Source organism: Nocardia sp. CA-135398, assembly GCF_050955845.1.
GTDB lineage: Bacteria > Actinomycetota > Actinomycetes > Mycobacteriales > Mycobacteriaceae > Nocardia.
The window spans coordinates 1,189,968-1,211,911 of sequence record NZ_CP192084.1; the positions used below are offsets into that span (position 1 = coordinate 1,189,968).

A 21,944-nucleotide genomic window follows, 5' to 3' on the forward strand; every position below is an offset into this window, starting at 1 on the left:
AGACGCCCAGCAGCAACGCTAGAAAGTTGCAAAGAGTTGCTCAGATTCGTCTATCAGGCAACAAAGGTCCGTGATTCCAGGGATCATGTACCCAGCACGAGAAACTTTGTGCACCAACTAGACAGGAGGCTTTGACATGGGCTTGAGGTTTCTTGGAAAGGGTGGCTCAGAGGTCACAGGATGCCCTTCCCTCTACGCCACCGACGACGGCTACCTAGCGCAGGGGTGGATCACCGACCGACCCGAAACCGTTGAGATACCTCATCTCCTACTCGGCTTCCTGGAGCCGGATACGTTCATCGGAGCCACGCTCACCGACACCGGTAGGGGCACCTTCACCCTTACCGGTCAACCTGTAACCGACGCTGAGACGCTGGGGCAGCTAGACCTAGCCGACAACGAAACTGCTATCGAAGTACCGATATCACGGAGGACGTTTTACGGTGCAGCACCTTCGAAATGATTGGTCAACCTGGTCGGGCTTCTTCCACGGTTGTAAGGCTCGAGCATTTCATTTGGAGGTCAGAGACGCTTATGCCGTTCCACAGGAAAACGAACGCTTCCGCCGATTCCTCAACGGCGAGCCTCCGACGGTTGATGACTACAAGAACGATTGGGTTGCCCTCGTTCAAGATACAACCGCACGGGGTGTGGAAATTAGCCGGGTGCGAGTTGTGACCGTCCCCCACTCGGATTACCAGCGATGGCTATTGTCTGTCACCAAGGGCAATGTGGAGGCGGGCGAAGATATTCGTTACGTACCGCGCCATCTCGCCGGGGAGGTGCCACCCGATGATTGGTGGCTCATCGATAATGATCGGGTGGTATTCAACCTTGTTGACGAGCAGGGCGCACAGGCAGAATGGGTCGCCGTCACTACTGACTCCCGAATAGTCGAATACTGCCATAGTGTGAAACAACGGCTTTGGGATTTGGCTACGCCATACGTCGAATATGTCGATAGCGACTACGGCCGACAGTGACAGGTGTTGACGACGCGCGGGAAGCTCTCGGGGCTCGGCTTCGGGAGCTTCGCCGCAGATCGGGTATCACTGGCAGGAGGCTCGCCTCTCTGTCTGGCTGGCACCCGTCGAAAGTCTCGAAGATCGAATATGGTCGGATCAAGCCGTCTGAGTCCGATATTCGCGCCTATTGTGATCATGCGAATGCAGCCGACCAACTCGAGGACCTGCTCGCGACCCTCTACAACATCGATACTGCTTATCTGGAGTGGCGGCGAATCCTTGCTACGGGAGTGAAGCGCAGACAGCAGAAATCTGTGAAGCTCGAAGCGGAGGCGAATAACCTCCGTGTCTACACCACTCAGGTAGTTCCTGGCCTCCTCCAGACCGCCGAATACGCTGAGTCGATCCTCAGGCGTCATGTCGAGTTCTATCGAGTGCCCGATGATGTGGAAGAAGGTGTTTCCAAGCGGATGGACCGGCAACGCATTCTCTATCAGCGTGAACACCGGTTTCACTTCCTGATCAGTGAGCAGTCGCTATTCACGACTGTTGGGAATGACGATGTGATGCGAGGGCAACTCGATAGGCTAGCATCAATCATCGGAATGCCCCGGATCACTATAGGTATCATTCCGGCTATTGCCGAAGCACTCATCGTTTCGAATAGCTTTGTCATGTTCGACAACCGCATGGTTATGGTTGAGAGCACAGCGGCAGAGCTGACAATCACTCAGCCGCGAGAAGTTGCGATCTACGGCCGGGCGTTCGATGTGCTTGCAGGTCAATCGGTTACAGGGGAGACAGCGCGGGAACTCATCCGGAAGGCGCTGGAAAGGCGGGCTAGATAGCCGTCGCACTGCAGGGCCACGGCTATCACCCGTTCGCCGATCAGCCCGTGGTCGAGACCCGGTTGAACATCCGTCCGGCCATATCTGCGCCCACGATCCGACCGCGTTCGTCGCGGGTGAAGAAACCGCGCTGGCCCTGCAGACCGCCGCTGGTGACGATGTATTCGTCGCGCTCGCCGGGGAGCAGGCCGAGTCCGGCCGCCGGAAGGTCCGGGGGCAGTTCGATTTCCGAGGCTGCACGGATTTCGGGTTTGATTCCGCAGGTGATCGTCAGGCCGGTCTCATCGGTGCCAATGGTGAGTGTCATGGCGTCGATTTCGTAGGCGCCGATGAATTCCTCGGCACGTGCCGGATCGTAGGGGAGCGGTTCGGGATCCCTATCGATCAACCCGAGGCAATGCTGGAGTGCCCAGCGCACCACGGCCTGGTTGAACTGGATGCCATCGTCCGGGCCCGCGTTGGACATGACGGTAATGGCGAAGTTCCGCTCGGGCGCTGTAACGAGTTCGGCGAATTGGCCGTTCGATGAGCCGCCGTGGCTCACGATTCGCACACCGTCCATATCGCGCAGGAACCAGCAGATGCCGAAGGCGTCGCCGAGCGAGCTGCCATGTAACTCGACGGTCTGCTCCTTCATCTGGGTCAGCACTTCGGCGGGCATCAGACTTTCACCGCTTTCGGCACGGCCGTCCCCGAGTTGGAAACGCGCCCAGCGCAATTGATCGGTAACCGGCGATACGAGGCCGCCCGGATTGTTGGCGCGGGTGTCCTTCCACTGGCTTGCGACCGACAGCGCGCCATCCGCACCGCGATTGTGTCCGACCGCAAAGCGCCGAGTCATGATCTCGCTCAATAGATATCGACTGTGCGACAGACCGATCGGGTCGAGCAGCAACTGTGCGACGGCCTGCTCGAAGGTCAGCCCGGTGACCTTCTCGATGACCCGCCCCAGCAGGTTGTACCCGGCCTGCGAATAGGAAGCGCAGCTCGTCGTCAGCCCCGTCCCGACGCCTGGGCATCAAAGTCTGATTGCCTGGCTGGTCAGGGCTCTCGAAAAGGCGCTGCCTCCCGGCTACGTCGTACTGGCGGGCGTGGGAGTTCTCGTCGGCGATGACGAGCCGATTCCTGATCTCATCGTGGTGACCGGCCCGATCCGGTGGGACGACCGTGGAGTCCGGGTCGAACAGGTGATACTGGCCGTCGAAGTGGTGTCGAAAACCACGGCGCTGCAGGACCGTTTGGTCAAGCCAGCGCTATACGCCGCAGCCGGTATCGCTAACTACTGGCGCATCGAGATCAAACCGTTCAGAGGCCAGCTTGCGAACGAGGCGTTGCCAGTTCTGTTCACCCACGTCCTCGGTGCCGGCGAGACCTATGCGCAGACGCACCGGGTGGCGGCCGGAGACGCCGTCACCCTGCGCAGTCCCTTCGAATTCACCGTGGATCCGGCGTACCTGAGGCCCTGAACTGGACCTATCGCTCGCCGATCGCGTGCTCCTCAGCGAAGACCTTGCGGCAGACCGGGGCACAGAAGGCGTAGTCGGTGCCGTCGTGGGTCAGGGTGATCTGGGCGGTGGCCCATTCGACAGTCATGCCGCAGACCGGATCGATCGTGTAGCCCTTCGGTGCCTCGGGTCGCACGCCGGAGTCCCGGAAGTCTTTTGTCATCAGTCTGGTGATGTCGGTGGCGGTCATGGAACGGCCCAGCGCACCGATGGCGTGCTCGCGGACGCCGACGATCTGCACGATGCAATGCGGGCGGTGCAGGAGTCGGTCGGGATCCGGTTCGGCATCGGCGACCGCGCGGGTGACCATCGGGATGATGTGGTCGCCGAATTCGCGATTGTTGCTCCATGATCCGGGAACCGTGATCCGCACGACATAGCGCGGTTCGGCCGTGATGTCTGGGCCGCCGGTGGCCCAGACCTGCGGCCTGTGCACAACTACATGTGTCAATTCGCGCGCCATATCGAGGACCGAGTCCGGTGCGGATTCGCCGGTGGTCAGTTCGTGTAGCACCCGGTCGGCCAGCTGTTGCTGCCGTTCGACACTCATTGTCTCCTCGGAGACGAACAATTCGACGGTCATCATGATTGGAATTCCTTCGGCAGGGTCATCGACGTCTCGGCGTGGACCAGGGCAAGTAGTTCGTCGACCGACCACTGATCGTCGGCGTGCTTGCCGAGTTTGCTCGCCAGGATGCGGCCATCGGAGGCGATTAGGAAGTCGCCGGGCAGGCCGAGGCGTCCACCCTCGGGTTTGCCTGGGGGAGCGGGCTTTTGCTTGCGCAGTACGGCCACCGTCGCCCGGGTTGCGGCGCTGACGATGGTCGGCCATGCGCGCGGGTCGAGCAGGGCGCGTGGTGCTGATTCGATGCCGAACTCCCGGTAGAGGGTTCGATCGGGATCGGCGATCAGGTCGAAGGGGAGGTCGCTCTCGTAGGTGCGCAATTCGGCTGCACTGGAGTGGAAAACGATGACCTCGCGGATATTTGCGGCCAAGATTTCGGTCTGCCGTACGGCGAACGAGCGCAGGTGCAGGTTGCACACCGGGCAGCCCGCGAAGCGTCGAAACTGCAGATGAATCAGGCAATCCGGATCGGGGACCGGTATCTCGGCGTCGGCAATGGTCAGCAGTGTCCGGTCGATCACGGTGTGCGGCAATGGCATGGAAACTCCCTTCGTAGGTGTACGACGTACGCCTACGACAAGTATGCGCGTACCTTGTACGCTGTCAACCCGTGCCCCGCCCTCGCTCGCTGACCAGCCCTGTCATCGCAGCCGCCGCCGTCGCGGTGCTCGACCGCGACGGGCTGTCCGGCCTCACCATGCGCGCGGTCGCGAAGGAACTCCGCATCGCCACCATGGGGCTCTACCGCTACGTCGCCGACCGCGATGAACTCGAGCTGCTGGTCGTCGACCATCTGCTGGCCGACATCGACCTCACCCCACCGACCGCCACGGACTGGCGCGACCGCATCGCGGCCCTACTGGACCGCATGCGCACGACGGTATCCACCCACCCCGCGTCGGTCCCGCTGGTCGTGCGCCACCGCCAGTCCGCCCCCAATAGCCTGCGCTGGATCGAGGCGACGCTGACCGTGCTCACCGATGCGGGCTTCACCGGCGTCGGCCGAGTCCTGGCCCAACGCACCCTCATGGCCTTTCTGCTCGGCCACCTCCAGAACGAGCACTACGGCCCACTCTCCGGCGCGGGCACCGCCGCCATGACCCGACTCGCCCCGGCCGATTATCCGGTACTCGTCGAAACCGCCACCGACGCCCGAAATGTCGACGCCGAGACGGAATTCCGCCTCGGCGTCGAAATCGTCCTGCGCGGCCTCGCGCCTAGATAAGTCCCGGAATGGACATGGTCTCACCCATGATGCGGTGACCGGTATCGTTCAAATGCAGCCCGTCGCCGCTGTCCAGATCGGGTCGGATGAAGTCGGGATCATTCGGATCCGCAACGGCGGCAGCCACATCGAACACCGCATCGAAAATGGTTGTGGTACGCAGCCATTCGTTGACCGGACGGCGAACCGCACGGCCCTCTGCGACATTGAGATCCGGATAGATGACACCGGCGAAGGGCCCGATGGTGTTGGCGTACACCGCGAGTCCGGCCGCATGCGCACGTCCGGCCAATTCCGTGAAACCTGCGATGAGCGCTTCGGCGGATGACGTGCTGTTGTCGAGGATCAGATCGTTGATACCGAAGTTCAGGACCACATGCGTCACACCGGGAACCGCGAGCACATCGCGGTCGAAACGGGCCAGGCCGTGTTCGCCGACCTGATCGGTCAGCAGTCGGTTCCCACCGATGCCTTGATTGAGAACCCAACCGCTGCTGAGGCGTTCGTTCAGGACGTCGACGGAACGGTGGTTCGCACCCGAGGTCGATCCGACGCCTTCGAACCAGGAGTCGCCGAACGCGACAACGATCGGGCCTTTAGCCGAGGTGAGCACGTCGACGCCGGTTACATAGAAGCGCGAGGTGGTCTCCTCGGCTTCGGATAGCGCGAGTGCGGTGACCTGATCGCCAGCGGCCACGAAGCTGGGTTCCATCGGCAGCTGCGAAAACGGTGCCAGGCCGGTCTCTTTCGGCAGGTAAATGCTCAGCGCCAGATCCGTACCGGCCGCTGTGGCGAAATCGACTGGGTCACTGACGATATCGGCTCCAGCGGGAATGACGACTTGTGCCTTGCCGTCGAAGCGCAGCTCGGTATCGGTCTCCGCGACGATCTCCACCCCCGACTTGCGCAGCGCTATGCGGGCCGCGCCGACGGTCACCGGCGTCGAGCCGTAGCGGTTCGTCAGCCGCACCCGCAGTTGCTCGCCGCCGCCAACCAGGTGCAGTACCTGACGCACCGTTTCATCGGCGAACCCGCGTGGCTCGGCGAAACGAATCCGCTCGGCAGGATCGACCAGCGTGGAACGGAAGCCAGCGACCCAGCGCGAAGAGGTAGTCATCGGAATCTCCATTTAGTTGCCGTGAGGAATATTGCGGTGACAACAATCTAGCGCATATGTTCCGCATGTCAACTATCCCCACGGCAACTATCTCGGCTAAGCTCGCAACCGTGGACGCAGAACTCTTCGACGACCCCAAGCTCACCACCATGGGCCTGCTTTACGAGGCGTACGAAGGCCTGACCCGAAAACTGGAGCCCACCTGGAAGAAACACGGTCTGTCCGGGCTCGATGTCAATGCGCTGATGCGCCTGAGCCGCTCACCGGAGCGTCGTCTGCGAATGACCGACCTCGCCGCTCAAACCAACCTGTCCACCAGCGGCGTCACCCGACTGGTCGACCGCCTGCAGCGCAACGGTTTCGTGCACCGCGAACTCGGCTCGGTGGACCGCCGCAGCTCCTACGCCGTGCTCACCGCCGCCGGTGCGACCCGCTTGGCCAGCGTCCTCCCCGACTACCTCGAGGTCATCGAACGCTGGTTCACCGGCTTGCTGCCCCCGGACCAACTCGATGCCTTCGTCGCCGGTCTGCGCACCATTCGCGATCAGGTGAATCCGGAGGCCACTGCCCGCGAAACCGACTAGGTGTCGGCACGGCCAGTTGCGGGCCCGGACCTCGGGGCGCAAGTCCGGCGGTCATTGGCGAATCCGGTGACCTGCCTCGAAGCCTCGGGCGCCATCGACCGCCATCACCGTCGCCGAGGTGGCGGACTCGCCGTGTCCGAAACGACTATCGAGATCGCCGCCGTCCCGGTGCGACCGCTAGTCGATCGCCGCGGTGAGGCGATTGGTGAGTTCACGGACGTGCGCGATCAGTTCGGGGGGTTCGTGGATTCGGCAGGCGAAGCCGAAAACCGCTATATAGACGGCGAGTTCGTCCAGGGAGTTGGAACCCGTGCGCAGTAGGCAGGTCCGATCGTCGATGGCCTCGATGACGCCGACGGTCGGGGCGATGCGTTCGGCGGCGACCTGAGCGGGCACATACAGGGTGACGCGGGCGGCGTAACGGTAGGGGGAAGTTGTTGTCCCGCTGGTGATGTAGTGGGCCAGGTCGGTCTCGGGTGGTTCGTGTGGAGCGAAGCGCGGGCCGGTGGGAATGCGGGGGTGCAGGCGGTCGACGCGATAGGTGCGCCAGTCCGCGCGGTCGATATCCCAGGCGATGAGGTACCAGTGCCGACCGGTGTGGACCAGGCGGTGCGGCTCGGTAGTGCGCAATGATGTTGTGCCGCCGTGGGTTCGGTAGTCGAAGCGCAGGCGGTGATTGTCTCGGATGGCACCGGCGATGGCGGTCAGCACCTCGGGGTCGACGGTCGGTCCTGCGGAAGGCACTGTGACAGTGGCCGATTGGATCAGGCTGACCCGATGCCGCAGCCTCGACGGCAGCACCTGCTCCAGTTTGGTGAGCGCGCGCAATGAGCTGTCCTCGATGCCCGCGATGGTGCCGCCCGCCGCGGTGCGTAACCCGACGGCGACGGCGACCGCCTCATCGTCATCGAGCAGCAGCGGCGGCAGTTTCGCGCCCGCGCCGAGACGATAGCCCGCGACTCCGGCCGTCGCATCGACCGGATAGCCGAGGTTGCGCAACTTATCGATATCGCGGCGCACCGTGCGCACATCGACCTCGAGGCGTTCGGCGAGTTCGGTACCGGTCCAGTCGCGAGGCGTCTGCAAGAGCGAAAGCAATCGCAGCAGGCGCGCGGAGGTTTCCAACATGGTTGAAAGTCTGCCCCAAACCTAGGGCCAGGCCTGTCCTAGGCGTCTCATAGCGTGGTGTCATGAACCAAGAGATCGCACCATTCCGCATCGAAATCCCGCAGCAGCAGCTCGATGACCTGCGCAATCGTCTCGAGAATGCGCGCTGGCCCGCACCGCTGCCCGGCGACGGCTGGGATACCGGCGTGCCGACCGCATGGCTGCGCGACCTGGTCGACTACTGGCGCACCGGCTACGACTGGCGCGCCGCCGAGGCCCAGCTCAACACCTATCCGCAATTCACCACCGAGATCGACGAACAGCGCATCCACTTCCTGCACGTCCGCTCGCCGGAGCCCGATGCCCTGCCGCTGCTGATGACGCACGGCTGGCCGGGTTCGGTCGTCGAATTCCTCGACGTGATCGGACCGCTGACCGACCCGCGCGCCCACGGCGGCGATCCCGCCGACGCCTTCCACCTGGTCATTCCATCGCTGCCTGGCTTCGGCTTCTCCGGCCCCGTCGCCGAGTCGGGCTGGACCAGCGCGAAGATCGGCGACACCTGGGCCGAACTCATGCGCCGACTCGGCTACCAGCGCTATGGCACACAGGGCGGTGATATCGGTGCTGCGGTGAGTCCGGAGGTGGGCCGAAGCGCGCCGAAAAATGTAGTGGGCGTCCACACCAACGGCGGCCCGGATCCGATTGCGACCCATCAACTGTCCGAGGACGAGCTGGCCAGTCTGACCGATCTCGAACGCGACCGGATCGGTCGCATCCAGGCGTTCCTGCGCGAGGAGATGGGCTATATCGCGATTCAATCCACCCGTCCGCAGACCTTGGCCTACGGACTGGTCGATTCGCCGATCGGCCAGCTCGCCTGGATCATGGACAAATTCCGGGAATGGACCTATCCGCGAAACGTGGACCCGGACAAGATCATCGACCGCGACCGGCTGCTGACCAATGTGATGCTGTACTGGCTCAACGGCACCGCGGGTTCGGCCGCCTTCGTCGGCTACGCGCAGCGCGCCGGGTGGGGTACGAACAAATCGAATTCCGGGGTGCCGACCGGGGCGATCGTTTTCGCCCAGGATGTCGGCATTCGGCGCTACTGCGAGACTCAGCACACCATGACCCACTGGGTCGATGTGGATCGCGGCGGACATTTCGCGGCGCTGGAGGAGCCGGTGCTGCTGCTGGAAGACATCCGCGCGTTCTTCCGCGACCTGCGCTGAAATCGTGGGCCTGTTCCGGCATGTCGCGTCCGGAACAGGCTCACAATCAATGGCAGCACGACGGTGGCAACGCAGAGGTGAGCGCCATGAGTGAGCCGAGAAGGATTACTCAGGAATATCGGGAAGAGTTCTGGCGGCGCTGCGGCTGGTCACCCGATCTGTCCGAGGTCGAACGACGCCATATCGAAGAACTCTGGGATGACGAGTCCATCGATATGGCGGAGCTGTTCGGCTGGTAGAGCATGCTCAGGCGGTGAGTTCACCAGCCTGCCGCCAGGAGTCGCGTTCGGCGGCGAAGGCCGCGGTCTGTATCGCGCGGAATTCGTCGATGGATTCGGCATTGTCGGACAGGAACTTCCGATAGTCGGCGAGCGCGAACTCGCCGTCCTCGGCCCGCACCTCGACCTTGCCCGCCGCGAAATCGGCGCGCAGGTCGAGGAGTTCATCGGCTTCGACCGGATACCAGTGGATCCGGTCGAAATATCGCAGCAGCCAGGGGGATTCGTCGGTCCCGTTGCCAGGGTGACGATGGTTCCACACTTGGGTTGTGCGGCCGACGAATTGGTAACCGCCGGGACCCTCCATCCCGTATATGCACAGGTACGCGCCACCGATGCCGACGGCATTTTCGGGAGTCCAGGTGCGGGCCGGGTTGTACTTCGTGGTGACCAGTCGGTGCCGCGGATCGGTCGGGGTCGCGACAGGCGCGCCGAGATAGACGTCGCCGAGACCGAGGACCAGATATTCGGCGCCGAAGACGGTGTCGTAGACGTCCTGCACCGTAGCCAATCCGTTCATGCGCCGGATGAATTCGATATTCCACGGACACCACGGCGCGTCCGCCCGCACACCGTGCATATAGCGGGTGATCGCCTCCCTGGTGGACGGATCGTCCCAGGACAGCGGCAGATGCACGGTGCGGCTCGGCACTACGAGCTGGTCGGCGGCGGGGATGTGCTGTTCGGCCTCGGCCAGCAGATCGAGCAGGACGGGCACCGGGATGATCGTGGGATCGACTCGGATCTGCAGCGAACGGACACCCGGTGTCAGTTCTGTCACGCCGCGCACACCGACCTCGAGCAGGTGCTGATGCAGCGCGTGCACCCGGGCGCGTAGCCCGAGATCCAGTGTCATGGTGCCGTATTCGACGAGGACGCCGTCATCTCCCTGACGGCGGTAGGTCACCCCGGTCTCGGCGTCGACATCGGTGCGGCGCAATACACCGGCATCGCCATCGCCGCCGGGGGAGAGCACGGCGGGCCAGGCGGCGCGACGGGCCGTACCGAGTTCTCGAACCGAGGCGGCACGGTCGCTGCGGATCGGGACGAAGCGCACGGTATCGCCGGGGGCGAGCTGGCCGAGTTTCCATCGGTCGGCGGCGACCACGGTCACCGGGCAGACGAAGCCGCCGAGGCTCGGTCCGTCGGGGCCGAGCAGAATGGGTGTGTCGCCGGTGAAGTCCAGCGCCCCAACCGAATACGGGGTGTCGTGGATATTGGACGGGTGCAAGCCGGCTTCGCCGCCATCGGTCCTGGCCCATTCGGGTTTCGGTCCGATCAGCCGCACCCCGGTGCGATCGGAATTGAAATGCACCTCGTAGTCGGTGCTGATGATGGTGTCGAAGTCATTGCGGGTGAAGAACTCCGGTGCGCCGTGCGGGCCTTCGGTCACGGCCAATTCCCACCGTCGGGTCAGGACCGGCTGCTCCTCCATCGGCACCGCGACAGCCACCCGGCCCTGATGCGCGCCGAGCGACAGCATTTCACCGGCACGCAGCGCATTGCCCGCGCTGCCGCCGAATTTTCCGAGCGTGAATGTGGCTGCGCTGCCCAGATATTCGGGCAATCGAATACCGCCCGCGATCAGCACATAGCAGCGCATGCCCGGTCCGCGCACCGCACCGATATCCAGCGTTCCGTCCGCCGGAACCCGCACTGTTCGCCACTGCTGGACGCGGGTTCCGTTCACGGTGACATCGGTCGGTGCGCCGGTAACGCATACCCAGGTCGCCGCGGAAAACTTCAGCGCGGGACCGCCGAGTGTGCACTCGAGGCCAGCGGCGCCCTCGGGATTGCCGAGTACGCGGTTGCCCAGTCGGAACGACAGATCGTCCATCGGCCCCGAAGGCGGAACTCCGACGTGCCAATATCCGATCCGCCCCGGCCAATCCTGCACCGTGGTGAGCATTCCCGGCCGTACCACCTGCGCAGTCCGCTGTGGATCTTCGGTGTGCGTGCCGTCGGCGGCTCCGGCGACGTCGCTCTGTTCAACCGCTAGGTCGGCAACGGTCATCGGCTCACCACCATCCGCACGGGCGTAGGATCGAATCCATTGCAGGGGTTGTTGATCTGCGGGCAATTCGACACCAGCACCAACGTGTCGATCTCGGCGCGCAGTGTGACTCTCTTTCCCGGAGCCGACAGTCCGTCGACGATCCCGAGGGTGCCATCGGGCTCGACCGGGACATTCATGAACCAGTTGATGTTCGACACCAGATCACGTTTGCCGAGGCCCCATTTCAGCGCCTCGGTGAGGAAGTTCTCCACACAGGCGTGCTGGTGGCGGGTGTGCTGGCCGTAGCGCAGCGTATTGGACTCCTGGGAGCAGGCGCCCGCGATGGTGTCGTGGTTGCCGACCTCGTCGGCGAGCACGGTCATGAGCGCGGTGCCCGCATCGGTGCGCAGCACACTGCCGGTGCCGAGGAAGATATTGCGCTGTGCGGCAACGGTGGCCTGCGCGCTGTAGCGGTCGGTGTGGTCGGCGGCGGAATAGAGCAGGCAATCCACCGCCTGATTGCCGTGCAGGTCGATGATTTCGAGCTGATCGCCCGCGCGGACCACGGTCGACCATGGCGCGCATGCGGGCACGGTTTCGTCGAGCACGATGGTGCGGGTCGCTGCCGAGGTCATGCCCCTACCTCCAGAGTCGCGGCCGCCCAGGCCTGTTCGGTGTTCACGACTGCGCGCAGATATTCGGGGTCCGAATTATGCTGCACAGCAAGCTCTTCCGGTGCCGCCCAGGCGACAAGATCGAGATCCGTCGCGGGTCGGTCATCTAGCGGGTGCGCGGTATCGGCGACGAGCAGCACCACTGGCAAATGGATGAGCAGGTCGACCGACGAGCCCGCGGCCGCGCTGCCGGTTGCGGTCAGCGCACCATCGGATTCGACGCGGACGCCGCGGAAGAAGGACATCGTCGGCGCGATATCCCGCGGCTCGAGTCCCTGCTTCGCCCCCGCGAGCCGCAGCAGCGCACGGCCTTCGGGCGTCGGGCCGCACAGGGCGTCATGTCGCCCAGAAGTGTCGGCGACGATCGTGGCCAGCACCCGGCCCTGATCGGAGAGCAGCGGATGTCCGGTACCCGGATACGCCTGCCATGGCACCTTCACGGTATCGGCGACGTTGAGCCGCTCCCACGGTGCGTCGGCCCGCAGCAGCAACATGTGCGCGCACGCGGCACCGGCGGGATCGCGCAGGCGCAGCCTGGTCCCGCGACCGAGTACGACATTCGCGTAGCCACCGGCCGGAATGCGTTGGGCGAAGGTTATTCTCGCCGCCGCAACGTCATCCGGTAACTCCGGTCCGGGAATGGTTGCGGTGGCCGCTTGGGACCTCGCATGCGCGCGGGCCCCGATGGTGGAGGCGGTGCTGGTCATCGGTGGTTCCTAAGATCGTCGGTGTCCGGGACTGGTGCCTTGGATGCCGAGGGCGGCCGGGTGTGCCTGATCGGTGGTCGCATGTGGTGCGGCTCGTTCGGTCGGTGTGCGGTGGTGGCTTCGAGACCACCACCGCACCCCTCGATCAGGCGGGTTGGACTGCGGGCTCGAGGCTTTCGGTGCTCGGCTTCGCATTGACAATGCGATGCACGACAACTCCGACGGCGACCACGATCACCACGAAAAGCGGTGCGGCCCAGAGCATCCACCAGCCACCGCCATTCGGCGTGTAGACCTCGGCGCGTGGCCAGGCCAGATTCACCGCCATCGCGATGCCCCAGGTGACGGCAAGTGCGTTGATCGGAATTCCGAAACGGCCCAGGTTGAAGAGCCCGGCATCGCCGCTGTCCCATCCCCTGATCCGTCGCACCAGTAGCGGCACGGTGACCAGCAGATATGCCAGGTAGAGCGTCACGATGCAGACACTGGCCAGCGTGGCGAAGATCGCCGCATTGCCGAGATTGAGCACCAGCAGACCGATACCGAGCACACCGATGATCACCGCGGGCAGCACCGGCGTGCCGAAGCGCGGATGCACCACGGCGAGGCGACGGGCGAAGGGCAACTTGCCGTCTCGTGCCATCGAGAACATCAGTCGCGAACCAGCGGTCTGAATTGCCAAGGTGCACACCGTGATCGCCACCGCGACACAACCGAGCAGCACCTTGCCCGCCGGGCTGTCCAGCTTTGCGGTGAGCACATAGGCCAGGCCCTCCGAGCCCAATGAACCGTCATCCAGACTCGGCGCCGCCATCAGCGCACCGAGCAGCAGCAGGCCACCGCCGAGTGCGGAGACAGCGAGCGCGGTCAGAATGGTGCGCGGCGCGACCCGGCGCGGATTCTTGGTCTCCTCGGAAAGCTCTCCGGCGGAGTCGAATCCGACCATCACATAGGCGGCCATCAGACCCGAGACGAGGAATGCCGCCCAATACGGTCCGGGTGCGGCCTGATCGGTGTGCAGCACCACGCCCGGCCCGCGCTCGGTGTGGGTGAAGAACAGCGCGATGATCGCCAACACGCCGATGATCTCTACCGTGACGCCGATCGAATTGATCCGCGCCATCAGATCGATGCCGATCACATTGATCACCGTGGTGAGCACCAGCAGGATGCTGCCGAGCAGTACCGCATTGCTGGCGCCGGAGGTCGAGGTGAGCGCGGTGTCGTCGCCGATGATCTGGAATCCGCTCCAGATCGATGGCAGCACCACCTGCAGCGCGATCGCCGCGGCAGCGGCAGTCACGATCTGTGCGATGACCATCATCCACCCGGCGAACCAGCCGACGACCTCGCCGCCGAGCCGACGCGACCACTGGTAGATGCAGCCCGAAATCGGGTACCGCGCGGCCAGTTCGGCGAAGTTCAGCGCGACCAGGAACTGCCCGACGAACACGATCGGCCAAGTCCAGAAGAATGCGGCCCCACCGAACGAATAGCCGAAGCCGAAGAACTGGAAGATCGTGGTGAGGATCGAGACGAAGGAGAATCCGGCCGCGAATGAGGCATAGCGGCCGAGTTTGCGGTGTAGCACCGGCTGATAGCCGAAGCCTGCCAGGTCGGCATTGTCCTGGTCGGCGGGTGGTGGGAGGACGGGGGCGGGGGAATCGACTCTGGTGGCCATGGGGTTTCCTTCGCGAGCGGCCAATACCTATCGAATGACAGTTTCGTGATCGCGATCGCGGTTTCGGTGTCCCTCGTGTATCGCTTCCGGGAACGCCGGTAACTTCTGCGTTGCCTTGATTTCTATCGAATGACAGAAACCTCACACCTGGGAAATCGCACTGGAAACATCAGACCGGTCTGATCGCTATGGCGACGGTCGGCCGCATAGGAGGCGGTGTCAGAATGACGTCGTGGCAAATCTCGGTCCCGGCCGTCCCCGTCTCGACCAGCGTCCCCGGCGCGGTCGGACGCCACGCGCCGAGATCCTCGACGCCGCCGGAGAGCTGTTCACCACCAACGGCTATGCCAACACCTCTACGCGTGCGGTCGCCGATGCGGTCGGAATCCGGCAGGCCTCGCTCTACCACCACTTCGCCGCCAAGGACGACATCCTCGACGCGCTGCTCGCCGAAACCATCGCGGGCCCATTGGATCTCGCCGAACGCCTACGCGAGGTTCCAGAGCCGGCGCACACTCGGTTGTACGCACTGGCCCGGTTCGATGTGCGCCAGCTGTGCGTATCACACTGGAATCTCGGTGCGCTATATCTACTTCCGGAATTGCGCACCGAACGCTTCGCCGCCTTTCGCTTGCGCCGCGACGAATTACGCAGGCACTACGAAACTTTGGCTACTGCGGTCGCCGCCGAGGCGGGCGTGCCTGGGGCCGAGGCCCTGCCGTTCCGGCTGGTCGAGACGGTGATCAACATCCGCTCGGACGAGGGCAGCGCACCCGCTCACGCCGAACACGCCATCCCCGACGCGATCATGCGCATGCTCGGATGGCGCGGTGATCTGGACAGCCTCCGCGCCGACGCGACCGCGCTCCTGCAGCGTGCGGCCTGACCGCCTGCGCGTCAAGACTTTCCGTCGACAGCAACCCATTGCATTCCCCAGCCGTAGGCCAGATCGATGCCCGGGTTCAGTCGAGGTTCTCGCTGCCCCCCGGGTGCGGTCATCCTTATCGAGCAGGATGTAAGGCGACTTCTCCAGCGATCCGAAATTGCCCATGGCATGGATGGTGCCCTTGGACCCGTCCTGGAGTTCCCACAGGCAGGTCTTCGTCGACGGAGATCCCGTAACCGAATGCACTTTGCCACCGGCGAGCAGCAGCACCGACGCATCGGCATCGGGCACGCCCGGTCCGGCCTGCCAGCCGAGTTCGACCCGAACACTGGATGTCGGCACCGCAACATCGGCGCCCTTGATCATCGACAGGAATGCCCCCCGCAATCGTTTGGGCGACGTTAGCCTTTGCCGCGTGTGGCTTTGAATTCGAAGCCCCAGTTGTAGATACGCGCGATCTCGAGGACGCCGCCACCGGGTTGCGCAGAGGGCGGCCGGATGAAGGTGCCGTCACGACGAACGATGAGTTCGCCGTTGACATTCTCGATATGGGCGAGGATCACATCGCGCGAGTTGTCCTGGCAGCCACTGATGATCATTTCGATCGGCGGCGAGTTCAGCGGATACAGGGTGGCGGTCGACTGCACGCCCTGGAAGTTGTTCGCCCCTTCGTAGATCGAGGCGAAGACCAGAATCCGGCGGAACTGCGCGGTGTAGTCGAGATTGATATCGAGATTCTCCCCGGTCGTGCTGCTGCCGGTCCGGTCGTCCTGATCGAGCCGGATGAACGGCGGACGGTCCAGCGCGCCGAACGAACGGTCCAGGGCGCGAACGGATCCGATCCGGCCGTCGGCCAGTTCGAAGAAGCAGCAGAGATCGAGGTCGAGGGCATTGGCGCGCTTGCGGCCGAACAGACCACCACCGCCGCCGGTCTGCGCGGTGACCCAATTCAGGTTGACCCGCATGGTTCCCGAGGTGGCACCGTGCTTGGTCAGCGAGACCGTCGGCGCTTCCTTCGTCAGGGAAACCTTGCTGAGATTGACCGGCGCGCCGGAAGCGGCAGCAGGCGGGGCGAATTGGTTGGACGCGGTCGGCGGTGCATAAGGCTGCGATGGTTGGTTCGGCGCCGGATAGGGCTGCGGCTGCTGGTCAGGCGCCGCATAGGGCTGCGGCGTTTGGTTCGGTGGAAAAGGGTTCTGCGCGTAGGGCTGCGGAGACGGGCCCGCCGGATACGGTTGCGCCGGATTCGGCGGATACCCGGGCGGTGCCGCGGGCGGATACTGCGCAGGCTGCGGCATGTGCTGCTGTGGCGCGGGCGGTGCTCCGAACTGCTGCGGCGCGAACGGTGCCCCGAACTGCTGCGGCGTGTGCTGCGGCGGCGCGGGAGATGGCGTGTGCTGCTGCGGTGTGGGAGGCGCCGCGAACTGCTGCTGAGGCGTAGATGGTGGCGTGTACGACTGCGTCGGAGGCGGAGTGTAAGCCGATTGCGCAGGAGTCTGACCCGCAGGCGTCTGCCCAGCCCCCGCATCATCAACCGAAATCCCGAAATCGGTAGCCAGCCCGGCCAACCCGGTCGCATACCCCTGACCAACCGCCCGGAACTTCCACGCCCCTTGCCGTCGATACAACTCCCCGAGCACGAACGCGGTCTCGGTAGTCGCCCCGGTGCTGTCGAACCGCGCCGCCTCCGCGCCGCTCACCGCATCGAGCACCCGCACATACAGCCCATGTAACTGCCCGAACGTGCCACCATCCGCGGAGGCCGCGATCACAATCGTGTCGATCTGCGCTTCGACCTGCGCCAGATTCACCGACAACGTGTCGATGACCGTCGCGCCCGGTCGCTTACCTTCGTGCCGCACCGCGCCGGACGGATGATTCGGCTGGTTATAGAAGACGAAGTCGTCGTCCGAGCGCACCTTCCCGGACACGAGCAACAGCGCGGAGGCATCCGCATCCGGAACCCCTGGACCTGACTGCCACCCCAGCTCGACGCGGACTGAAGACATCGGCACCGCGACATTGGCGCCCTTCATCATCGACACATCTGCCAAGGTATACGACCTGAGCGCGCCCTGTCTCGGTCACCGCGAGCCCCGGCTGTCAGCGGGTCGGCGGCGCGATCTGCCAATGTTGTTGCAGCGCACCGGCGATCTCCGGCAGCACCGTTACCGGCACGCGCTTGCGCCGCAACATGGCCCGAATCTCGTTGACCTGCTCGCGTTTGCGCATGTCGTACGCACCGGCGACCGGTCGCCGCACCGGCGGGATGGACAGCAGCACGAGTTCACCGTGCCGCTCGTCGCCGCCGATCAGATCCAGCGCCAGCGACCAGCGGGCCCGCTCGTCGAGTGCGAACCGTCCGGCCACCACCCGCTCCCAGTCGATACTGGATTCCCGCCACGGAGTGCGCTGATAGATCGCCCCTTCGGTGAGCACGACGACATCGCGCCCGAACAGCGCGACAAGCAATGCGATTCCGGCCACCGCACCGGCCAGTAGACCGGTGAATACCCGGTTGACCCCGAATCCCGCCACGATCGCAGCGCATACCAGCACGGTGATCGCGATCCCGAGCATCCCGTACAGCATTGCCCGCCGTGTCGGCACCACACCCGCGCGCACCATCGTCATCTCGACCTCCTGCATACCGCACCCCAACCTAGTCGGTCGGTTTACTGCTGGCTTCCCGATGCGGGCGGGTCTCGAGATCAGGAAGCCAGCGCGACGGCCGCCTCACCGGTGTAGACGAGGAACTGCAGACTCTGCTGGAAATACAGCTGCACCGATTGCGCATCGTGGGCCTGATAGCCGATGGACAGGTCCTGACCGAGCTGCAGGTCGAAATCGCCGCCGCGGGTGGTCAGCACGAACGCACCGTCTATGGCCGGGGCCCAGATGATCTCGCCCTCCGGGATGAGGCGTTCGATATGGGTGCGGATCGGGTGGCCGTGATCGGAGGTCTCGCTGACCGCCGTATACAGGTCCGCGCTCAACAGCACCGAGTACGGTCCGTCGACGCCCGCCAGCCGCAGTGCGCTCAGCGCCTGGGCGACGGCCTCCGGCACCAATCGCGGATCGCTCGGCAGTGTGATCGGGGAATTCGACGAACTCGCCCGAATGCCGGTGATATTCGCGGCCTGATAGCCCTCGAAGATGGCCCGGTCCTCGGCGAAGGCGATCTTGCGCGCCGCCTCCTTGACCGCGTCCAGATCGGTGTCCTGCGCGCCGCGCTCGACATCGTCGAGTTCCTCGCGTGACAACGTGAACGGCACCCGCAACTCGACCAGCGGCGCGACCACCCGTTGCCGGGCCTGCACACCCTCATCCGGTGCGGTGATGACGGTGGTGCGGCCGAGGCCGACCGCGGAGTAGTCGGCGCCGTGCGGTCCGGAAAGATCCACCACCCGGCGACCGGCGATATGACGCTTGAAGGTACGCGTCGCCTCTTGCTCGATGGCGGTCCATGCCTCGGCGGTGATCGGCGCGAGTTCGCGATGAAGGTTGTTCATGATTGCATGCTCCTTTTCAACGTGCCGATACCCAGAGAACCGTTACTGCCAACACCATTCGGCGATAAAGATTCCTCGAGCGCTGTCGCGGCGACCTCGGGTGCGTCGGGGAGGTCGTCGAAGAAGTCGAGCGCCGGTGCGAAGAACAGCGTGCCGGTCACCGCGATGGAGAAGTCCAGGATCCGGTCATAGGCCGCCTCCTCCGTTCCGATGAACATCCGGGACAGCATGGTTTCGGTGACACTTGGCGTGGCCGCGTAGGCGACGTAATAGGTGCCGAATTCGCCGTCCTTGATGCTGCCGAAGGGCATATTGGCGCGCAGGATCTTTCGCTCATTGCCCTCGTCGTCGGTGACGGTGTTCACCGCGACATGCGAATTCGCGGGCTTATCCGCATCGGAGAGCTCGAAATCGTCGAGCTTGGTGCGTCCGATCACCCGCTCCTGCTCCTCGACCGACAGCGCCCGCCACTGCGCCATGGTGTGCAGATACTTCTGCACGACGACATAACTGCCGCCCGCGAAGTCCGGATCCTCATCCCCGACGAACGCCGTGCTGAAGGCCGCGGCGCCCTCCGGATTCTCCGTGCCGTCCACGAAGCCGAGCAGATCGCGTTGCTCGAAATACCGGAACCCGACGGTCTGATCGACGATGGTGACCGCGCCGTCGAGCCGGTCGGCGATGGTCATCGCCAATTCGAAGCAGGCATCCTGGAATTCGGACTTGATGTGGAACAGCAGATCGCCCGGCGTGGTCGGCGCGCTGTGATGCTGGCCGACGAATTCGGGCAGCACATGAAGTTCGGCCGGGCGCGGGCCCGCGAAGAGGCGGTCCCACGCGTCGGAACCGATCGATGCGACGCAGGTGAGTCCGGCGCCGGGCAGCCGAAAACCGACCGAACGACGTAACCCGGGGAGGTCGGCGAGCAGGTCGCGCACCGTCGCTTCGCCACCCTCGTCGATCGTGGCGACGAGGAAGATGGCGGCCGGTGTGAGCGGTTCGAGGATCGGCTGCGGCTCACCCATGCGCTCCACCCTAGAGGGCGGCACCGACCAATCGGTCACGCGGTGCGCCGCCGTCGGCCGCTACTTGGCGACTGTCAGCAGGAATGCGACGTCGTCGACGGCCTTGACGCTGTGCCGCGCCTTGGGCACGACCAGCAGGTCCCCGGCCGAGCCTTTCCATTCGTTGGTGCCGCTGATCAAGGTCAGTGTGCCGCTGAGCACCAGCAGGGTGGACTCGCCGGCATTGTCGTGTTCGGCCAGGCTCTGGCCCGCCGACAGACCGACCACGGTCTGCCGCAGCGCATTGGCATGACCGCCGTAGATGGTTTGCGAACTGCGCCCGCTCGTGGCGGTGCTGGCCAACTTGAGCTGTTGGCGCGCGACCGCAGTCAGCGATTTCTTGTCCATGGACCACCTTCCGCAGATGCAATCAGCCGGATCAGGGCTGGTGACACGGGCTGATATCCAGGAGTATGCCCGACCGGCGGGTGACGTGTGTCCGGTTTGGTCGCCGCGACGGTATGCGGCGTGTTCGGCGCCGGTCGGTGCGCGAACCGTGTTGCGCGGTCCCGAATGCGTGATACCGAGGGTTTGCCGGCAGGTGGCCTTACTTACGGGTATAGCGACGAATCCGGAAGCGCAGGCCCGTCTTCGACTCGTGCCACGGCTCGGCGTCGTCGGCATGCCATTCGGGGGCGATGGCGGGTGCGTAAGCGTCACCGTCGACCGTGGTGTCCACCTCGGTGACCAGCAGGTCGGTAGCGAAATCCATTGCGGCTCGATAGATTTCGCCGCCGCCGATGATCCAGACGTCCTCCGGTGCCGTCGCGGCGAGCGCGTCGGACAGCGATGCGGCGCGTTCGGCGCCCACGCCCGACCAGTCGGGTTGCCGGGTGATCACGATATTGCGGCGGCCGTCCAGCGGGCGGAATCTGGGCGGCAGGGAATCCCAGGTACGACGCCCCATGATGACCGGATGCCCCATGGTGACGGCCTTGAAATTCGCCATATCCTCGGGCACGCGCCAGGGGATGGTGTTCTCGAAGCCGATCACGCCGTCCGGAGTCTGCGCCCAGATCAGACCGATGGTGCGGCCCTGCCCTCCCGTCGCCCGACCACCCCGCACCGAATCGCTACGCGATGCCGCATTCATACCGCAACCGGCGCCTTGATCGCCGGATGGTGTTGGTAGCCGACCACTTCCACATCTTCGTAGGCGTAATCGAACAGCGTCGGCGCCGGCCGCAGTTTCAGTGTGGGGAACGGGTAGGGCTGCCTGCTCAGCTGCTCGGTGACCTGCTCGAGGTGGTTGTCGTAGATATGGCAATCACCGCCGGTCCAGATGAAATCGCCGGGTTCCAGCTCGGTCTGCTGGGCGACCATGTGCGTGAGCAGGGCATAGCTGGCGATATTGAACGGTACGCCGAGGAACAGGTCCGCACTGCGCTGGTAGAGCTGGCAGGACAGCTTGCCGTCGGCCACATAGAACTGGAAGAACGCATGGCACGGCGCCAATGCCATCTTGTCGAGGTCGGCGACATTCCAGGCCGAGACGATGATGCGCCGGGAATCCGGATTGGTGCGCAGGGTGTGCAGCACCTCGGCGATCTGGTCGATATGGGTGCCGTTGGGGGTGGGCCATGATCGCCACTGCACGCCGTAGACCGGGCCGAGTTCGCCGTGCCGATCCGCCCATTCGTCCCAGATGGTGACACCGTGCTCGTGCAGCCAGGCCACATTGGAATCGCCGCGCAGGAACCACAGCAATTCGTAGACGATCGACTTCAGATGCACCTTTTTGGTGGTGATCAGCGGAAAACCCGCGCCGAGGTCGTAGCGCAGCTGATGGCCGAAGATGCTGCGGGTGCCGGTGCCGGTGCGATCCGCCTTCGCGGTACCGGACTCCAGGACCAGTCGCAGTAGGTCCTCGTACTGGGTATCAGCATTGTTGGCCACGCCTGGCGAGCTTACCCATGTCGTGGCTGGCAAGCT

General features: G+C 64.5%; 24 protein-coding genes and 1 pseudogene. 9 read left to right on the top strand and 16 right to left on the bottom strand.

The window, feature by feature from the left end:
• The first annotated feature begins 136 nt into the window (after positions 1 to 136).
• The 3 genes from ACQP1T_RS05270 to ACQP1T_RS05280 are packed head-to-tail and all read left to right on the top strand — an operon-like array spanning position 137 to position 1,813.
• Positions 137 to 463 carry a hypothetical protein gene (locus ACQP1T_RS05270; RefSeq protein WP_084484654.1) on the top strand — a complete coding sequence of 109 codons (327 nt, stop codon included), beginning with the start codon at positions 137 to 139 and terminating at the stop codon, positions 461 to 463.
• The gene (locus ACQP1T_RS05275) at positions 444 to 983 is read left to right on the top strand and encodes a DUF6879 family protein (RefSeq protein ID WP_433758820.1); all 540 of its coding nucleotides are present in this window, start codon (positions 444 to 446) and stop codon (positions 981 to 983) included. The genes ACQP1T_RS05270 and ACQP1T_RS05275 overlap by 20 nt, the downstream gene beginning before the upstream one ends.
• Entirely contained in the window at positions 980 to 1,813 is an 834-nt protein-coding gene (locus tag ACQP1T_RS05280) for a helix-turn-helix domain-containing protein (RefSeq protein ID WP_433758821.1), read from the top strand. Before ACQP1T_RS05275 ends, ACQP1T_RS05280 begins: the two co-directional genes overlap by 4 nt.
• A gap of 40 nt (positions 1,814 to 1,853) precedes the next feature.
• Here the strand turns inward: ACQP1T_RS05280 and ACQP1T_RS05285 are convergent, their stop codons facing one another.
• Complete coding sequence (locus ACQP1T_RS05285; protein ID WP_433761987.1) at positions 1,854 to 2,810, bottom strand: serine hydrolase domain-containing protein; 957 nt, start codon at positions 2,808 to 2,810, stop codon at positions 1,854 to 1,856.
• A 1-nt stretch (position 2,811) separates the two neighbouring features.
• On the opposite strand from ACQP1T_RS05285, the pseudogene ACQP1T_RS05290 reads away from it, so the two are divergent.
• A pseudogene (locus ACQP1T_RS05290) lies at positions 2,812 to 3,279 on the top strand (Uma2 family endonuclease); the annotation flags it as partial.
• A gap of 7 nt (positions 3,280 to 3,286) precedes the next feature.
• On the opposite strand, the gene ACQP1T_RS05295 reads toward ACQP1T_RS05290, so the two are convergent.
• The gene (locus ACQP1T_RS05295) at positions 3,287 to 3,904 is read right to left on the bottom strand and encodes an ATPase (protein ID WP_433758822.1); all 618 of its coding nucleotides are present in this window, start codon (positions 3,902 to 3,904) and stop codon (positions 3,287 to 3,289) included.
• Entirely contained in the window at positions 3,901 to 4,482 is a 582-nt protein-coding gene (locus tag ACQP1T_RS05300) for a peroxiredoxin-like family protein (protein ID WP_433758823.1), read from the bottom strand. The genes ACQP1T_RS05295 and ACQP1T_RS05300 overlap by 4 nt, the downstream gene beginning before the upstream one ends.
• A 71-nt stretch (positions 4,483 to 4,553) precedes the next feature.
• On the opposite strand from ACQP1T_RS05300, the gene ACQP1T_RS05305 reads away from it, so the two are divergent.
• Positions 4,554 to 5,168 carry a TetR/AcrR family transcriptional regulator gene (locus tag ACQP1T_RS05305; RefSeq protein WP_433758824.1) on the top strand — a complete coding sequence of 205 codons (615 nt, stop codon included), beginning with the start codon at positions 4,554 to 4,556 and terminating at the stop codon, positions 5,166 to 5,168.
• On the opposite strand, the gene ACQP1T_RS05310 is transcribed toward ACQP1T_RS05305, so the two are convergent.
• Entirely contained in the window at positions 5,161 to 6,285 is a 1,125-nt protein-coding gene (locus ACQP1T_RS05310) for a GDSL-type esterase/lipase family protein (RefSeq protein WP_433758825.1), read from the bottom strand. The genes ACQP1T_RS05305 and ACQP1T_RS05310 overlap by 8 nt on opposite strands.
• Positions 6,286 to 6,395: 110 nt before the next feature.
• Here ACQP1T_RS05310 and ACQP1T_RS05315 point away from each other — a divergent pair, with 110 nt between their 5' ends.
• Entirely contained in the window at positions 6,396 to 6,869 is a 474-nt protein-coding gene (locus ACQP1T_RS05315; protein WP_433758826.1) for a MarR family winged helix-turn-helix transcriptional regulator, read from the top strand.
• A gap of 177 nt (positions 6,870 to 7,046) precedes the next feature.
• Here ACQP1T_RS05315 and ACQP1T_RS05320 read toward each other — a convergent pair whose 3' ends face one another.
• Entirely contained in the window at positions 7,047 to 7,997 is a 951-nt protein-coding gene (locus tag ACQP1T_RS05320; RefSeq protein ID WP_433758828.1) for a helix-turn-helix transcriptional regulator, read from the bottom strand.
• Between the two features lie 62 nt (positions 7,998 to 8,059).
• Between ACQP1T_RS05320 and ACQP1T_RS05325 the strand changes: the two genes are divergently transcribed.
• Complete coding sequence (locus tag ACQP1T_RS05325; protein ID WP_433758829.1) at positions 8,060 to 9,214, top strand: epoxide hydrolase family protein; 1,155 nt, start codon at positions 8,060 to 8,062, stop codon at positions 9,212 to 9,214.
• Between the two features lie 86 nt (positions 9,215 to 9,300).
• On the top strand, positions 9,301 to 9,453 hold the full coding sequence (locus tag ACQP1T_RS05330; protein ID WP_433758830.1) for a hypothetical protein: 153 nt from the start codon (positions 9,301 to 9,303) through the stop codon (positions 9,451 to 9,453).
• 7 nt (positions 9,454 to 9,460) lie between these two features.
• On the opposite strand, the gene ACQP1T_RS05335 is transcribed toward ACQP1T_RS05330, so the two are convergent.
• From ACQP1T_RS05335 to ACQP1T_RS05350, 4 genes are all read right to left on the bottom strand, one after another.
• Complete coding sequence (locus ACQP1T_RS05335) at positions 9,461 to 11,401, bottom strand: 5-oxoprolinase/urea amidolyase family protein (protein WP_433761988.1); 1,941 nt, start codon at positions 11,399 to 11,401, stop codon at positions 9,461 to 9,463.
• A 101-nt stretch (positions 11,402 to 11,502) separates the two neighbouring features.
• A complete protein-coding gene (locus ACQP1T_RS05340; protein ID WP_433758831.1) occupies positions 11,503 to 12,123 on the bottom strand; it encodes an urea amidolyase associated protein UAAP2 in 621 nt (206 codons plus the stop codon).
• Positions 12,120 to 12,869, bottom strand: a complete 750-nt coding sequence (locus tag ACQP1T_RS05345) for a DUF1989 domain-containing protein (RefSeq protein WP_433758832.1) — start codon at positions 12,867 to 12,869, stop codon at positions 12,120 to 12,122. The genes ACQP1T_RS05340 and ACQP1T_RS05345 overlap by 4 nt, the downstream gene beginning before the upstream one ends.
• Before the next feature lie 145 nt (positions 12,870 to 13,014).
• Complete coding sequence (locus ACQP1T_RS05350; protein WP_433758833.1) at positions 13,015 to 14,550, bottom strand: amino acid permease; 1,536 nt, start codon at positions 14,548 to 14,550, stop codon at positions 13,015 to 13,017.
• 232 nt (positions 14,551 to 14,782) lie between these two features.
• On the opposite strand from ACQP1T_RS05350, the gene ACQP1T_RS05355 reads away from it, so the two are divergent.
• Positions 14,783 to 15,436: a TetR/AcrR family transcriptional regulator gene (locus ACQP1T_RS05355; protein WP_433758834.1), complete on the top strand. Its 654-nt coding sequence runs from the start codon at positions 14,783 to 14,785 to the stop codon at positions 15,434 to 15,436.
• A gap of 401 nt (positions 15,437 to 15,837) precedes the next feature.
• Here ACQP1T_RS05355 and ACQP1T_RS05360 read toward each other — a convergent pair whose 3' ends face one another.
• The 7 genes from ACQP1T_RS05360 to ACQP1T_RS05390 form a co-directional block, all read right to left on the bottom strand.
• Complete coding sequence (locus ACQP1T_RS05360) at positions 15,838 to 17,475, bottom strand: TerD family protein (RefSeq protein WP_433761989.1); 1,638 nt, start codon at positions 17,473 to 17,475, stop codon at positions 15,838 to 15,840.
• A 64-nt stretch (positions 17,476 to 17,539) separates the two neighbouring features.
• Positions 17,540 to 18,070 (bottom strand): hypothetical protein, encoded by a 531-nt coding sequence (locus ACQP1T_RS05365; protein ID WP_062993329.1) that lies wholly within the window; start codon positions 18,068 to 18,070, stop codon positions 17,540 to 17,542.
• 77 nt (positions 18,071 to 18,147) lie between these two features.
• The gene (locus ACQP1T_RS05370; RefSeq protein ID WP_433758835.1) at positions 18,148 to 18,948 is read right to left on the bottom strand and encodes a family 1 encapsulin nanocompartment shell protein; all 801 of its coding nucleotides are present in this window, start codon (positions 18,946 to 18,948) and stop codon (positions 18,148 to 18,150) included.
• Entirely contained in the window at positions 18,945 to 19,973 is a 1,029-nt protein-coding gene (locus tag ACQP1T_RS05375; protein WP_433758836.1) for a Dyp-type peroxidase, read from the bottom strand. Before ACQP1T_RS05375 ends, ACQP1T_RS05370 begins: the two co-directional genes overlap by 4 nt.
• A gap of 60 nt (positions 19,974 to 20,033) precedes the next feature.
• On the bottom strand, positions 20,034 to 20,360 hold the full coding sequence (locus tag ACQP1T_RS05380; RefSeq protein WP_040695490.1) for a cupin domain-containing protein: 327 nt from the start codon (positions 20,358 to 20,360) through the stop codon (positions 20,034 to 20,036).
• Between the two features lie 199 nt (positions 20,361 to 20,559).
• Entirely contained in the window at positions 20,560 to 21,105 is a 546-nt protein-coding gene (locus tag ACQP1T_RS05385; protein WP_433758837.1) for a dihydrofolate reductase, read from the bottom strand.
• On the bottom strand, positions 21,102 to 21,908 hold the full coding sequence (locus tag ACQP1T_RS05390) for a thymidylate synthase (RefSeq protein ID WP_433758838.1): 807 nt from the start codon (positions 21,906 to 21,908) through the stop codon (positions 21,102 to 21,104). The genes ACQP1T_RS05385 and ACQP1T_RS05390 overlap by 4 nt, the downstream gene beginning before the upstream one ends.
• Positions 21,909 to 21,944: the final 36 nt, after the last annotated feature.

Bases quoted from the DNA above. Each gene is read 5' to 3' on its own strand.
- ACQP1T_RS05345 (WP_433758832.1), bottom strand. From the start codon at position 12,869: ATGACCAGCACCGCCTCCACCATCGGGGCCCGCGCGCATGCGAGGTCC.
- ACQP1T_RS05370 (WP_433758835.1), bottom strand. From the start codon at position 18,948: ATGAACAACCTTCATCGCGAACTCGCGCCGATCACCGCCGAGGCATGG.
- ACQP1T_RS05325 (WP_433758829.1), top strand. From the start codon at position 8,060: ATGAACCAAGAGATCGCACCATTCCGCATCGAAATCCCGCAGCAGCAG.
- ACQP1T_RS05330 (WP_433758830.1), top strand. From the start codon at position 9,301: ATGAGTGAGCCGAGAAGGATTACTCAGGAATATCGGGAAGAGTTCTGG.
- ACQP1T_RS05360 (WP_433761989.1), bottom strand. From the start codon at position 17,475: ATGATGAAGGGCGCCAATGTCGCGGTGCCGATGTCTTCAGTCCGCGTC.
- ACQP1T_RS05375 (WP_433758836.1), bottom strand. From the start codon at position 19,973: ATGGGTGAGCCGCAGCCGATCCTCGAACCGCTCACACCGGCCGCCATC.
- ACQP1T_RS05335 (WP_433761988.1), bottom strand. From the start codon at position 11,401: ATGCTCACCACGGTGCAGGATTGGCCGGGGCGGATCGGATATTGGCAC.
- ACQP1T_RS05385 (WP_433758837.1), bottom strand. From the start codon at position 21,105: ATGAATGCGGCATCGCGTAGCGATTCGGTGCGGGGTGGTCGGGCGACG.
- ACQP1T_RS05340 (WP_433758831.1), bottom strand. From the start codon at position 12,123: ATGACCTCGGCAGCGACCCGCACCATCGTGCTCGACGAAACCGTGCCC.
- ACQP1T_RS05350 (WP_433758833.1), bottom strand. From the start codon at position 14,550: ATGGCCACCAGAGTCGATTCCCCCGCCCCCGTCCTCCCACCACCCGCC.
- ACQP1T_RS05320 (WP_433758828.1), bottom strand. From the start codon at position 7,997: ATGTTGGAAACCTCCGCGCGCCTGCTGCGATTGCTTTCGCTCTTGCAG.
- ACQP1T_RS05365 (WP_062993329.1), bottom strand. From the start codon at position 18,070: ATGACGATGGTGCGCGCGGGTGTGGTGCCGACACGGCGGGCAATGCTG.
- ACQP1T_RS05300 (WP_433758823.1), bottom strand. From the start codon at position 4,482: ATGCCATTGCCGCACACCGTGATCGACCGGACACTGCTGACCATTGCC.
- ACQP1T_RS05380 (WP_040695490.1), bottom strand. From the start codon at position 20,360: ATGGACAAGAAATCGCTGACTGCGGTCGCGCGCCAACAGCTCAAGTTG.
- ACQP1T_RS05270 (WP_084484654.1), top strand. From the start codon at position 137: ATGGGCTTGAGGTTTCTTGGAAAGGGTGGCTCAGAGGTCACAGGATGC.
- ACQP1T_RS05310 (WP_433758825.1), bottom strand. From the start codon at position 6,285: ATGACTACCTCTTCGCGCTGGGTCGCTGGCTTCCGTTCCACGCTGGTC.
- ACQP1T_RS05295 (WP_433758822.1), bottom strand. From the start codon at position 3,904: ATGATGACCGTCGAATTGTTCGTCTCCGAGGAGACAATGAGTGTCGAA.